At 59.0% G+C, this 13689-nt stretch carries 11 protein-coding genes and 2 pseudogenes; 12 read left to right on the forward strand and 1 reads right to left on the reverse strand.

Translation table 11 applies throughout. The features are described 5' to 3' along the window. The first annotated feature begins 429 nt into the window (after window positions 1-429). The 9 genes and pseudogenes from AC6H1L_RS07785 to AC6H1L_RS07825 all read left to right on the forward strand — a co-directional run bounded on the left by AC6H1L_RS07785 (window position 430) and on the right by AC6H1L_RS07825 (window position 9790). Complete coding sequence (locus tag AC6H1L_RS07785; protein ID WP_497600959.1) at window positions 430-2493, forward strand: tetratricopeptide repeat protein; 2064 nt, start codon at window positions 430-432, stop codon at window positions 2491-2493. A gap of 786 nt (window positions 2494-3279) precedes the next feature. Continuing rightward, a pseudogene (locus AC6H1L_RS07790) lies at window positions 3280-3504 on the forward strand (tetratricopeptide repeat protein); the annotation flags it as partial. Window positions 3505-3550: 46 nt separating this feature from the next. Further along, on the forward strand, window positions 3551-3790 hold the full coding sequence (locus tag AC6H1L_RS07795; protein ID WP_497601592.1) for a hypothetical protein: 240 nt from the start codon (window positions 3551-3553) through the stop codon (window positions 3788-3790). 27 nt (window positions 3791-3817) lie between these two features. Next, window positions 3818-3913, forward strand: a pseudogene (locus AC6H1L_RS07800) (tetratricopeptide repeat protein); the annotation flags it as partial. Between the two features lie 23 nt (window positions 3914-3936). Then, the gene (locus AC6H1L_RS07805) at window positions 3937-4122 is read left to right on the forward strand and encodes a hypothetical protein (RefSeq protein WP_497601593.1); all 186 of its coding nucleotides are present in this window, start codon (window positions 3937-3939) and stop codon (window positions 4120-4122) included. Window positions 4123-4318: 196 nt separating this feature from the next. Next, a complete protein-coding gene (locus AC6H1L_RS07810) occupies window positions 4319-6577 on the forward strand; it encodes a serine/threonine-protein kinase (protein ID WP_497600960.1) in 2259 nt (752 codons plus the stop codon). A gap of 157 nt (window positions 6578-6734) precedes the next feature. Continuing rightward, window positions 6735-8441: a tetratricopeptide repeat protein gene (locus tag AC6H1L_RS07815; RefSeq protein WP_497600961.1), complete on the forward strand. Its 1707-nt coding sequence runs from the start codon at window positions 6735-6737 to the stop codon at window positions 8439-8441. Window positions 8442-8643: 202 nt separating this feature from the next. Beyond that, on the forward strand, window positions 8644-9117 hold the full coding sequence (locus tag AC6H1L_RS07820; RefSeq protein WP_497600962.1) for a winged helix-turn-helix transcriptional regulator: 474 nt from the start codon (window positions 8644-8646) through the stop codon (window positions 9115-9117). A gap of 169 nt (window positions 9118-9286) precedes the next feature. Next, the gene (locus AC6H1L_RS07825) at window positions 9287-9790 is read left to right on the forward strand and encodes an HIT family protein (RefSeq protein WP_497600963.1); all 504 of its coding nucleotides are present in this window, start codon (window positions 9287-9289) and stop codon (window positions 9788-9790) included. A 430-nt stretch (window positions 9791-10220) separates the two neighbouring features. Here the strand turns inward: AC6H1L_RS07825 and AC6H1L_RS07830 are convergent, their stop codons facing one another. After that, window positions 10221-10448: a helix-turn-helix domain-containing protein gene (locus AC6H1L_RS07830; RefSeq protein ID WP_497600964.1), complete on the reverse strand. Its 228-nt coding sequence runs from the start codon at window positions 10446-10448 to the stop codon at window positions 10221-10223. A 382-nt stretch (window positions 10449-10830) separates the two neighbouring features. On the opposite strand from AC6H1L_RS07830, the gene AC6H1L_RS07835 reads away from it, so the two are divergent. From AC6H1L_RS07835 to AC6H1L_RS07845, 3 genes are all read left to right on the forward strand, one after another. Next, the gene (locus AC6H1L_RS07835) at window positions 10831-11499 is read left to right on the forward strand and encodes a hypothetical protein (protein WP_497600965.1); all 669 of its coding nucleotides are present in this window, start codon (window positions 10831-10833) and stop codon (window positions 11497-11499) included. Between the two features lie 442 nt (window positions 11500-11941). Beyond that, the gene (locus AC6H1L_RS07840; protein WP_497600966.1) at window positions 11942-12307 is read left to right on the forward strand and encodes a hypothetical protein; all 366 of its coding nucleotides are present in this window, start codon (window positions 11942-11944) and stop codon (window positions 12305-12307) included. A gap of 60 nt (window positions 12308-12367) precedes the next feature. Beyond that, window positions 12368-13594: a hypothetical protein gene (locus AC6H1L_RS07845; RefSeq protein WP_497600967.1), complete on the forward strand. Its 1227-nt coding sequence runs from the start codon at window positions 12368-12370 to the stop codon at window positions 13592-13594. Window positions 13595-13689: the final 95 nt, after the last annotated feature.

A 13689-nucleotide genomic window follows, 5' to 3' on the forward strand; every position in this document is an offset into this window, starting at 1 on the left:
CAGGGACGGACGGATCTGCGCCCAGGGTCAGTCAGGCCTGGACTACCCGTCGCCTGCGCCGATCTCTCTGGCTCGGTCGCTACCTCCCCGCGCCGGGATAGTCCAGCTATGGGCGGGCTTGATACTGGCGACTTGTCCTTTTTTTACGCACAACTCACAAATTGTTAGCTCCTCGTCATGCAGGGATCTTGTACGACAAGACGCTATCGAGACGTTGCCGCGCAAGAACTAGGCAGCAAGTACTTTCAGCGTCTTACGAGTACTTGACGAGCTTTCTCCTCTCTCCTACAATAAGTATGCTGGTAGATTGTGAGCCAGGGAGCCAGAGCCAACGGAAGGCAGACCACAGTCAGCATCCGTACCGGCAGCGCTACGCGGGGAAGTGTGCCCAATCCAGGGCTTGCAAGCATAGGCGAGAGTACAGGCACGATGGTTGATCATTCGGGTAGACAACTCGATAACTATTTTCTCCTCCGCTTGCTTGGGCAGGGCAACTATGGCCAGGTCTACCTGGGCGAGCATATCCAGCGCAAGCATCTGGTGGCGGTCAAGGTACTGCACACCGGTCTGAACTATGAAGCGCTGCGCCACCTGGTCAATGAGGCCCGCCTCTTTCGCCTGCGGCATCCGCACATTGTGGCGGTCCAGGACTTCGGGGTCGAGCAGGCGCTTGGGGTGCCTTTTATTGTGATGGACTACGCTCCTAATGGCACCCTACGCCAGCGTCATCCGCAGGGAACGCGCGTGCCGTTGGAGCTGGTGCTCCACTATGTCCACCAGCTTGCCGATGCTCTGCAGTATGCCCACGATGAAAATGTGATCCACCGCGATCTGAAGCCGGAGAATATGCTGCTCGATCAGGAGGATCGCATCCTGCTGACCGATTTCGGGATCTCGGTGATTGTGCAGACCCCTCCCGGCCAGACACCGTTAGAGCAGCAGAACGCCGGTATCGCCGGCACTCCCCATTATATGGCCCCGGAGCAGTTCATGGGGCGCACCAGCCGCGCAAGCGATCAGTATGCGCTGGCGGTGATCGTCTATGAGTGGCTCTGTGGCGACCCTCCCTTCGATGGGAGCTTCTACGAGCTGTATGCTCAGCATTCTCAGGTCCCTCCTCCTTCGTTGCTGGAACGCGTGCCGGAACTGTCCCCGGAGATCGAATATGTGATTATGCGCGCGCTTTCAAAGGACCCCAAAGGGCGCTTCGCCAGTGTGCGCGAGTTCGCTCAGGAGTTGGAGCGCGCCGCGCGCTCGTTGCAGGTGCTGAATTATGTGCCGCGCATTCAGCCGCGTAGCCGTCAGGAGTGCTTCGATGATGGGGTGGCTTTTTATTTTCAGGGCCGTTATAAGGAGGCGGCTGAGGCTTTCTCTGAGGCGATCGCTCAGGACCCTGCTTATGCTGATGCCTATGCGAACCGCGGCAGTTGCTATCTCCAGTTGCAGGAGTTCGAGAAGGCGATTGCCGATTTCGATCGCGCTCTGGAGCTGAATCCTCAGCAGGCCATCGCGTATAATGGACGCGGCTACGCTTACTGCGCTCTGGGCGATGAGCGCCGCGCCCTCGCCGATTTCGATCGCGCTCTGGAGCTTGAGCCAACCTATCTGGAGGCCTACTTTAATCGTGGCCGCGCTTACCGCCGCCTCCAGGAATATGAGAAGGCGATCGCTGATTATAGTCGCGTGCTGCAGCTCGATCCTTCTAACGCCGATGCCTATAATAATCGTGGCAATGCCTACTGCTGTCTGGGTAACTTCGAGCAGGCTATCGCCGATTTCAGTCAGGCGATCCGCCTCAATCCTGAATATACTCTGGCCTATAACAATCGCGGTAATGCCTACGATGCGCTTGGAGAGCACGAGCTTGCTCTTGCTGACCTGACCCGCGCTATTGAGCTGGATGCCCTCTACGCTAATGCTTATAATAATCGCGGAACAGTATATCGCAATATGCAAGAATATGAGCAGGCGTTAGAGGATTATCAGCGCGCGCTGGAGATCCAGCCCGATTATGCTCTGGTCTACTATAATCGCGGCCTGACTTGTTACGAGTTGCAGGACTACGAGCGGGCCATTCTCGATTTCGATCGGGCCCTGGAGCTTGATCCCGGCTATGTCGAGGCCTACATCCGGCGCGGCATGGCCTACGATGCCTTGCAGGAGTACGAGAAGGCCATCGCCGATTTCAATCGCGCGGTGGAGCTGTCCCCATGTCTAGCCCGTACCTATATCTATCGCGGTCTGGCCTATGCTGGTCTGGGAAACTACCGGCGCGCTATCCTGGATTATGATCGGGCGCTGGAGCTGCGGCCCGATGATGCTGAGGGCTACCGTCATCGGGGTGTAGCCTACTTTCGTCTGGGGGACTACCAACGAGCTATTCAGGACTACGATCGGGCCCTGCAATTAGACCCAGGTAATCGCCTGGTGCGTGCGAGTCGTGAGGAGGCGCTTTATCGGCTGCGCCAGGAGCGGCGGCGCGAGGCTCGCTGAGTCTGCCCGGTCCCGCCCCCGGCCTCTGGTCCTGCTCTGTCCGATTTGCATTGCACCCTTGCCTTCCCTGGCTTCCATTGCCTTGCGGCAAGGCCGCCAGGCCTGGTTTGCTTTCTGCCCTTCTTCAGGCCCTTTGCTTCCCTGCCCACTCTTGATCAGGCCGGCTGCTGCCCCAGTCCAGGCGTGTGCTCACCCGAACGGCGGGCCGCTTAGCAGGCGCCAGGCAGGACCGAGCGGTGTTGGCAGAGGGAGCAGTGCTGATTTTATGTAACGGCTCATCGTGATCAAGTGGCCTGACGCTTTCTCTCTGGATGAATGGATAGATAGCATTTGCTAAAATTACAAAATTACCAGGAATCAGATAGCCAGGTTTCAGCATCAGGAGCAATGCAGAGATGGATGACTGGTCTTTCTGCAGAGTTTAGCGATAGACAGCCGCCAGAGACAGAGCCGGGGCAGGCGGCCAAAGACAGACGGAGGGAGCAAATCCTTATTCGATTCGCCGCTGATCCGCAGCAGGCTCTCCGTGTGGCTCTGCAAGCCTGGCGCCTGCTACAAGCCGCCGGATTCTGTGTTGGAAAAGGAGTAGCCAGGCGGAGTAGCTGCCTGAGCGCGCGACCCCAGGCATGCGGAGGCGTTGGTTGCATTTCACTGCCCTGGACAAGATCGCGAGCAGCGAGGAGAGTGCCGTCTTTTTGGACGAGTTGCTTGAGGCAATGAGGCAGCAAACGATGAGTCTCTTCTACAGGCGACAAGGCAGCAGTTCAGTGCCGACGAGGAGGAGACATGCAAGGGCAGTCAAACGTGGAGCTGATCGCCCTGTACAGCCGAGTCATCGCCCTGCGCCCCAACGATGCCGAGGCTTACCTGCGGCGCGGCCTTCTCTACTGCCAGCAGGGCGATCAGCTTCGGGGTCTGGCCGACTTCAACGAGGCGCTGCGTCTCAACCCCAACCACGCCGTGGCCTATTCCAGCCGTGGTACGCTCTATCTTGAGCAGGGGCAATTAGAGGAGGCCCTGGCCGACTTCAATGCGGCTCTCCGCCTCAATGGAGGCGATGGCCTCACCTTATCATCGCGGGTGCCTGCTGGCGGAAGAGGGCGATTATCGGGCGGCTGTCGCCGATTTAACGGTGGCCCTGCGCCGTCAGCCTCGCTGGGCCGCGCTCTATTTCTATCGCGGCACCTGCTACTACTGGTTGAACGAGTTGGAGCGGGCTTTGGTCGATCTGACGGCTGCCATTCATTTCGTCTCGCAGCCCCAGGCGGTTTTCTATCTCCATCGAGGGAGCACGTAGCGGGACCTGGGTGAATACGCCGAGGCTTTGGCTGATTACGATCAGGCGGCTCTCCTCAATCCCGAGATGGCTGAAATCTACCTGGCCCGGGGGAATCTCTATCTCAGCCACGGTGACGATGAGCAGGCCTTGACTGACCTGACACGTTGCCTGCAGCTACGACCCGACTTCGGGCAGGCGTATCTGCAACGGCCGCGATCTACGCGGGTCAGGAGCGCTATGCAGAGGCCCTGGCCGATGTGGAGCAGGCCCATCGCCTCAAGCCCGATGATCCTGAGATCAAGCGGGCGCTGGCAATGGTACAAGAGGCCAGGCGCCGCCAGCAACGCTAAGGGAACGGCTGCCATATAATTGGATGGGAGGGCCGGGCACCTTTCAAGGGCTGGATCGCGGTTTAACTTGCGTCAGCCCAGGGCATTTTCTATACTACCTACGTCAACGGCAGCGAGGCATCCGCCCAGGCCAACAGTCCACTATAACTATGGCCTTATGATGCAAAAGAGGCTTTAAATCAGGTAGATGAGGGATATGCAGGATCTGATAGGAGCTGAGCTTGAGGGCTACCGTCTGCTGCGCCTCCTTGGCAGGGGGAGCCTGGGCCAGGTCTATCTGGCCAGCCGCGCAGCAGACAGCGAGAAGGAGGCCCCCTCCTCAGTGGTGGCTTTCAAGATACTGAGCGCGCTCGCGCTCGGAGAGGAGCAACTATCAGCCTTTTTGGGCGCGCTGGAGGCACTGAGGACGCTGAGGCATGAGCACTTGCTGCCGTTGCTGGCCTATGGCTATGATCAGGGCCGCGGCCTGGCCTTTGTGGTCATGCCCTATATACCCGCTGGCTCCCTGGGTGCGCGCTACCCCCGCGGCTCACGTCTGCCCTTGCTCACGGTGGTGCGCTACGCTAGCCAGCTTGCCTCAGCCCTGCAGGCCGCCCACGAGGCCGGCTGGCTGCACGCCAACGTGAAGCCAGAGAATGTGCTGCTCGGCGACGATGAGCGGCTCTGGCTGAGCGAGATGGGCCTGTGGCCGCTGATGCGGCGCTTCTCAAGGGCAACCGGCCCGGCGTCAGCCAGCTTCGGCGGACCCGCGCCGACCCGCTCTCCCTATCAGGCCCCTGAGATCAGCGCTGGTCAGCCTGTGGCCGCCAGTGATCAATATGCGCTGGCAGCTCTCTGCTACGAGTGGCTGACTGGTGAGACACCATCAGCCGCATCAGAGAGCGCTGGCCCGGCTGGTCAACAGCGGCGCCCCCATCCGCCAGAGCTGAGCGACGCCGTCGAGGCAGTCCTGACGCAGGCGATGGCCCCTGATCCGGCCCAGCGCTTCCCCTCGGTTCAGGCTTTTGCAGAGGCCCTCAACCGGGCCGCCGCTGCTCTCGAGGTGGCTGTCCCTCACGAGCGTGAGCTTGTTGAGCTATGGCTGCAACAAGGCAACGAGCACTATCGACATGGACGCTGGCAGGAGGCGCTGGCGGCTTTCACTGAGGTGCTGCGTCGCGATCCTCGCAATGTCTATGCCTACAATCGGCGAGGACAGGTCTACTCGGAGCTGGGACGCTATGAAGAGGCGCTGGCCGACTTCAATGCCGCGATCCGCCTGGCTCCTACCGATCCGACAGCTTACCATCATCGTGGTTTCCTGGCTCTACAACAGGACCGGTTGGAGCAGGCCCTCGAAGATTATACGACGGTCCTGCGTCTGGAGCCGGGACGGGCGGTGAGCTATAACAATCGCGGGCGCATCTATCTGGAGCTGGGTCGCCCTCGGGAGGCCCTGGCCGATCTCAACGAGGCTATTCGGCTCGATCCTGACTATGCCCCAGCCTATTTTAACCGCGGCAATGCCTATGAGGAGCTGGGTGAGAGCGAGCGCGCGATCGCTGACTACACGGAGGCCCTCCGCCTTGATCCGTCACATGCGCCGGCTTACTTTCATCGCGGCACACTCTATCAGCAGCAGGGCAACCTTGAGCGAGCGCTCGCTGATCTGGATGAGGCTATTCGCCTCGATGCAACCGACGTCACTGCCTATCTGGTCCGTGGTGAAGTTCGCGCAGCGCTAGGACAGCTTGATAAGGCCCGCGCCGACTTCGATCGGGCTATCCAGCTCGATCCCCAGAGCGCTGAGGCTTACCTGCAACGCGGTCTACTGCGGCGGCGTCAGGGGGAGGAGGCTGAGGCGCTGGCGGACCTGAGCGAGGCTATTCGTCTGGCTCCCAGCGATCCCCTGGCTTATCGAGAGCGCGCCAGCCTCTATGAGGAGCAGGGCGACTTTGATCGCGCTCTGGCCGATCTGGAGGCGGCGATCCGTCTGGCCCCCGCCGAGGCTCTGAGCTATGCCCATCGCGGCAATCTGCACCGGCAACGAGGAGAAATTGAGGAGGCGCTGGCCGACTTTGAGCAGGCCCTGCGTCTGGACCCCGGCCTGGTAGCGGCCTATCTTTACCGGGCGATGCTTTACGCTGAACAGGGCGAGCTGGAGCCGGCTTTTGCCGATCTTAGTGAGGCCATTCGCCTGGCTCCCGAGACCGCCGAGGCCTACTACTATCGTGGCCTGCTCTCTGCCGACCTGGGCAAGTTGCAGGCCGCTCTTGATGATCTGAGCGAGGCTATCCGCCTCCGCCCCAATGAGGCCGCTTTCTACCGCGAACGAGCACGCCTCTATGAGTTGCAAGGAAGACCTCAGTACGCTTTGGCCGATTTGGAGCGCGCCCGACGCTATGCGCCAGAGGACGAGGAAATCTGGCAGGCTCTGCAGCGCGTGCGTCAGCTCTTGCGCTCAGATCAGAGCTGAGCTTTCTGCTGACTCTCCTTTGACGGCTCTGCAGGCTCGCTCCCGCCCGGCTTTTTATATCGTACATTCCTCTAGCGTTTTTCATATCAGGCAGCAGCAGATGGCCCCCCTGATAAGGCTCATCTTATAGCTGATGAACAATGAAAGGAGAAGCCAGATGTTCCCGGATCTCTCTGGTCAGCACCTCGACCATTACCATCTGCTTCGCCTCCTCGGCACCGGCTCCGTCGGCCAGGTCTACCTGGCTGAGGACCAGCGCCACTCTCCTCCTCTGCAGGTCGCTCTCAAGCTCCTCTTCGCTTTCCAGCTCGCCCCAGACGATCTGTCTGCCTTTCTCAACGAGGTCCGGGCCTCTCTGCGCCTGCGCCATCCGCATATTGTCCCTCTGCTCGATCTGGGCTTCGATCCTCAGCGCTTCCTGCCCTTCCTCGTCATGGCCTTCGCTCCTGGCGGCTCCCTGCGTCAGCGCCTTCCACGCGGCTCCCGCCTCCCGCTGGGCACCGTTCTTGACTATGTGGCTCAGCTCTCCTCAGCCCTTCAATACGCCCATGATGCTGGCGTCATCCATCGTGATCTCAAGCCCGATAATGTCTTGCTCGATGCTCAGGACTGCCTGCTGCTCGGCGACTTTGGCATCGCCCAGCTCACCAGCACCTTCGGTACTTCTCTGCGGAGCAATTCCAGCATCCAGGGTACCCCGATCTATATGGCGCCGGAGCAGTTCCAGGGCCAGCCACGACGGGCCAGCGATCAGTACTCTCTTGCTGTCATGGCCTATGAATGGCTCTGCGGCTCCCCACCCTTTCTTGGCACCTTTATGGAGCTGGTCGGTCAGCACCTGCACACTCCTCCTCCTACTCTGCACGAGCGCGCTCCAGAGTTAGAGATTCCGCCCGCCGTCGAACAGGTGCTGATGCGTGCCCTGGCCAAACGGCCTGCCGAACGGTTCCCTTCCGTGCAGGATTTCGCCGCTGCGTTCCAGCAGGCCGCCGCGCTTTCTCTTCCGCCGGAGGATCCTACTACGATCGTCTGTCCGCCTGACTCCACTTCCACCCAGGCTCAGCCCCCCTCGCCGGTCGCCGATCTCCTGGGTCAGGGCCAGGCCTACCTTGGTCAACAACGCTTTAACGAGGCTCTGACCTGTTTCAATGAGGCCATCCGCCTCGATCCCACCTCTGTCGCCGCTTACATTAACCGCGGCATCCTCTACCAGCAACAGGGTCAGCTCAAGCTCGCTCTCTCCGACTTCAATCAGGCCATCCGCCTCGATCCCGCCTCTGTTGTCGCCTACATTAACCGCGGCGTCCTCTACCAGCAACAGGGTCAGCTCAAGCTCGCTCTCTCCGACTTCAATCAGGCCATCCGCCTCGATCCCGCCTCTGTCGCCGCTTACATTAATCGCGGCGTCCTCTACCAGCAACAGGGTCAGCTTGAACTCGCCCTCGCCGACTTCAATCAGGCCATCCACCTCGCTCCTTCCTTTGCACTGGCCTACTACAACCGCAGTACGCTCTACGCCAGACAAGGGCGCTTCGATCTGGCTCTCGCTGATCTTAATGAGGCGCTTCGTCTCCAGCCTGCCTTTGCCGCAGCCTACAATAATCGCGGCCTCCTTTACCAGCAACGGGGTCAGTTTGACTCCGCTCTTGCCGACCTCAATGAGGCGCTCCGTCTCCAGCCTACCTTTGCCGCAGCCTACACCAATCGCGGTCTCCTCTATCGGCAACGAGGTCAGCTTGAACTCGCCCTCGCCGACCTGGAAAAGGCCCAGCGTTTGCAGCCTACCAATAGGGTTATCGCCGAGATCCTGCGCGAGGTCCGGCAGGCTCTGAAGCGCGCCGAGGCCCGATCAGTAGGTAAGTAGTAGAGTAGGCCCCAGCCGGAGGCAGCCAGCCCGGCCTTGTCTCAACAGGAAGACAATGTTATACTGTTATGTACGGGTATTCTTCCCTGCGAACCACTGAGACTCTGGAAGCGCCGGACCACCTCCCGCGTCTTGCCAGCAACGCTTGTTTGCTGCAAACGCGAACCGGTCAATGAGAAGAGCAATATAGCGCAAGAGAAGCATGGAAAAGCCACAAGAGTCGGCGCCCTCAGCGTCGTCTTCAACTTCGCCACGCGCACAACAACAGCACAAGCAGATTACCCGGCTGTGTCCTCGTTATGAGCAGGCGATGCAGATCCTCGGGAAGCGCTGGACTGGCCTGCTGATCGCTTCGCTGCTAGAGGGTCCGCGCCGCTTCAGCGAGCTGACCGCTACCGTCGGCGGCCTCTCTGACCGCGTGCTCTCCGACCGTCTGCGCGAGCTAGAGCAGGAGGGACTTGTAGAGCGCGTTGTCTATCCACAGATTCCGGTTCGTGTGGAGTACCGCTTGACAGAGAAGGGCCGTGCTCTGAAGCCGGTGATCGAGGCGATCCACACCTGGGCCGAGCAGTGGATCGAGCTGCCCTATCCCTCAAGTTCATGTCCGCCTGCCGCCACGGAGCTGCCGACCGACTCCGCCTGCTCCGAGGGAGAGGCTTGCGGCAGCCAGTCATGAGCCGGCTCCTCCTACGCCTGGCAGGTAGATTGACCTTGCTCTCTCCATCCTGCTATACTCGTCTTCGCCCAGTTATACAAGTGCAGCCTGGCTTGGGTGCTACCCGCGCTGCGCTTGCTCCGCTCCTCTGATCTTATCCAGTCTCAGCAAAGCAAGGAGAACTGCGCGCATGGAAAATTTATGGGCTCCCTGGCGCATGGCCTATATTACGCCAAAGGACGAGCAGGCGAAGTCTGATGAGTGTATTTTCTGCAGCAAGCCCGCCGCCCACGACGATGCCCGCAATCACATCGTCTATCGCGGCGAGCGCTGTTTTATGATGCTTAATCTCTACCCGTACAATAATGGCCACCTGATGATCGCGCCCTACCGCCACGTGCCCAGCATCACGGAGCTGGATGCGGAGACGCTTGGGGAGCTGATGGCTCAGGCGCAACTGGCTCTACGGGCGTTGCGCAAGCTGATGAGCCCCGATGGCTTTAATCTGGGGATCAATGAGGGCAAGGTGGCTGGCGCCGGCTTCGCCGAGCATATGCATTTGCATGTGGTGCCGCGCTGGCTCGGCGATACGAATTTTATGCCGGTGATCGCCGATGTTAAGGTGATCCCGGAACATCTCGATAATGTCTATCGTCAGCTTAAGGAGACGCTCGCTTCTCTCAAGGGCGTCTGAAGAAGGAGTCAGGGCCTGCGGTCCGCTCAGGGCGCTGCTCGCTGGCTCCTTCCTGCCTCCAGGAGAGGACTCAGGCGCCCGGCCTGTGCCGCAGTGATCGTGATCGGGTCGTGCTCCGCGGGCTTTTTGCCTTGGCGCCTCTGCTGTGCTATAGTCACGTGCTAAGCCGCACGTCTCTGCTGGTCGGCCAGGAGAGCGCCCAGCTCACCGCCGCCGCGCCGAGATCGTGCGCCTGGCGCCAGCCCTCAATAAGGCCGTCTACGACGTCTTCGCCCTCGACCAGGCAGAGCGCTCCCTGATCGCAGAGGAAACTGCCTATGGCTACGGCGAGTGGTGAGAAGGTCTACAAGCCATCATCCCGGCTCAATTTATTTTATTAACTTATCAGGATGTATGTACTTCTAGGCAGCCGCATGGCGATATAAAAAAGCTACTCGTCCTGCTCAGCAAGTCCATCCTCTTGCTGAGGCGCTTTCCTACGGACGCGATGCTCCTTGATATACTGATTGAGATCCGCCCTGCGAATGTGGTAGCGTCTCTTCCCTATGCGGACAACAGAGAGCTTTCCTTTCATTACCCATTCTCGGATCGTGCGGACGCTCACTTTCATGTAACTGGCAGCCTCTTCGGCTGTCATCAGCTCGCTCTCTCTTTGCATAAGATCGACGGTCTCCCTTGCCTGGATGAAATGGCCTCCTTCGAGTTGAGCCTGCTGGCCTGCCACGGGTCCAAATCATAGCGAGCTTTCATCTCTGTGCATTGCTATACATCCCTGAGTACTTCTCTGCATTCCTATGCATCGCTATGCATTCCTGAAGCAGTTCCAACCTAAGTATAGGAGACAACATCAGAGCAGGCAACCGCACAGCAATCATCTACCTTCACTTTCATTCATCTTAGTTCATATATCTTCATCAATAAGCAATTATGTGTATTGCAGAAATTTCCAAAATGTTCTATACCAGGGCCAGGAGAAATTGAAGCAGCCCGCAAGGGTCAGCGCTGAGAAAAAAAGAGAAGAGAAAGGAGAAGCTCTAGAGATGGTGAGTGAAGTAGCGGAGCTGCGCAAGCGGCTGGAAGCGGAGCACATAGCCGGGCGGCGGGCGCTCTATGCGCCGGCGAGTGGCTGGTCGAAGCATGCCTTCATTGAGGCGCGGCTGCGCAACATGGAGCGCTGTCATCAGCGGCTCTGCGAGCTGGTGGGGTCGGAGCAGGCGATGGCCTTAGTTTTTGAGCGCGGCGAGAGCCTGCTACCGGAGCGGGTGGCAAGCCAGGGCCAGGGCGCGGCATCGGGGGAGGCGATGTCGGTGGCAGAGGTAGCTCCGTCCGAGACGGAGGCCGGTCTGCTGGAGAGGGAGCAGGCTGGTGTCGGGTTGGCGGTGAGCGACGGCGCCGGTGGAGATACGGAGCCGCTGCCGGCGCTGCAGGAGGACGGTGCTGCTGGCGAGGACGAGCCGGCGGGGCCGAAGACGCTCTGGCTGCTGGTCAGCAATGCTGGAGCCACTTCGGATCTGCTCTATCTCTTCTATGCCGCCGATGAAGAAGAGGCGCAGGCTCTGGCACAGGAGTGGTTACGCCAGTTAGCTCCGTGGGTCAAATTGCGGGCCTTGCTGCCGCTCTCCACGGGCCTGACCCTTGTTCATGGCCACTATCATGGCTCATCCATGTCCGTCCCGATGGTAGCCTGGTTGAGGGACAGTATTTCTTAGCGGCGGAGAGCACAGGCAGTCAGGAGGGCAAGCCAGAGGGTCGGCGAGTGGCCAGCTCCTAGCAGATTGTTCATTCCTTTCCTGTTCGGTTCCGCGGGTAATCTCGTCCCTGGATCTCTCTCTCCCCTGGACAGAGGGCGAGGGAGGCTTCTCCCCTCGCCCCTTTTCCCTTTCCCTCTTCCTCTTCCTCCCTGCCCCCAATAGGCGCGTTGCTCGCTTCAAACACTGTTCTAACGACCGTTCCCGCCTACTTTCCTTTCACCTTCACATCTCATACACTTGCCTTATCTCTCATCATTCTATTGACATCTATATATCAGTTGCTATATCATTTAAGTAGTAAGTCTCTTTGCTGGCCTGCAGACAAAGCATAGTCTGAGGACTGGCACATGGCAGAAAACCAGTTCATCCCCAACTTAAGCACAATACAGGAGTAATAACAATGGGTTTTACCAAGCCAGCTAGCCTAACTGATACCTCTTCCGATCTCGTAGTCTATTCTCCTGAGCATATGCGCCAGACCGCGGCTCGTATCCTGGCTGAGGTCAGTATCGCTACCCAGCAGCACGATACCACCTGGCGGCAGATACACGACTGGCTCACGGATAAGAAACAGGTTGATCCTGCATGGGCCAACGTCATACTCACCTGTCTCGTCCCCTATGCCCAGCGCCTGCGCGCCTCCTACGACTGGCTCTCCGACCTGGCCAGCGCTCTCTTCGCCGCTGCCGACTTCCTCGAGGGCACCGACCAGCAGATGGCCAACTCCTTCCAACCCGGTCCCGCCCACGGCGGGTTCGTTCCCTAAGCCATCTTGCTCACCACCCCCTTTACCCAGGCCTGATCACGCTCACCAAGGAGGTTGCCCATGTTCACTCCCTCTAGCATCCCAGACACCAGCACTAGTGACGACCCGATCCAAGTGCAGGCTCAGACCCAACTCACGATTCTTGACCCCCTGCGCTCCTTGCGCCAGCAGGTGACCCCCCTCAACCAGACTCATATCACCTGCGTCCAGAACTGCGCCAACGCCCTGATCGCCCTCTTCTCAGCCACCGATCGCCAGGGGCACCTCCTCATGCAGGGAGCAGGCGCCGACGCCCTGGCAACTACCTTCGGCAAGTTCAACGACACTGCCTATCAGCTCACTGGGAAGGACCCCACCACGCTCGCCGGACGCCTGCTGCTCGCCTCCCAGCTCAGCGAGCATACCGCTGACGACCTGGACTCTCAGATCCAGACCAGCATCCAGCGCTGGCAGGACAGGCAACAGCATCCCTTGCCCTTTATCGATCCCCAGGACGACAACCGGCGTACCGCCAGTCAGCTCAAGGGAATCGTTGCTCAGTCCCTGGCCCTCTATCAGGCTCAGATGGGCAGCGGACCTGATCAAGAACCCCTGCCGGCTCTGCCCCCCCTCCGTGATGCTGACGGTTCTTTCAATACCTTCACCAATCGGTTTAAGGACCAATTTAGTCCTTCAATCCTAACACTCCTACGCCGCCGAGTGGCAGGCCAACCAAATGGGATGTGGTTGTCCGGAGATTTCCGCAATAAGGGGGACTCCCTGTTACGGCTCTCTGGCGTAATTAACGCCAACGGAAACGACGAGTTTTACGCTGTTGGACCAAAAGGCTTGGAGAATCTGGAAACAGAAGTCCTCGGCCGCCTATTTCGCTGGATGAAAGATGCCCTTCAAGGTCAGGTCGATACTGCCGTCAATATAGGCAGATGGGGAGGAGTTCTATCCGGAGCATCAGGCGCAATCGCCCCGCTTGCAGGGGCGGGGCCGATTGGAGGTGCAGCCCTCACTACATCAATTGTTTTAGGAGTAGCAGGAAGCGCACTTAGCGTAGCTTCTGACTTAGGAATAGAAAATGCACATGTTGTTCAGTTTAAACATGCAACTGATATCGATTATTGGTACAGAAACTGGTTACATAACAACTTCTATCCAGCATTAGACTATGTAGAGCAAAATATTCCGGAAGATCAGCAGAATAGATATATATTTTGTTTAACTGAGCATGATATTTATGATAATAATCATAACCTAGTAGGCGCTTTTTTCACATTGTCAGTATATTATGTTTGACAGGTAGAGAGAGAATCACAAGCAGTCAACTGCGCAGATGAAGACGCAGCCTGTCCGAGTCTGCGCTGGCTAATCGACAACTTGGCCAGGGAATG

This window comes from Thermogemmatispora argillosa, assembly GCF_059696725.1.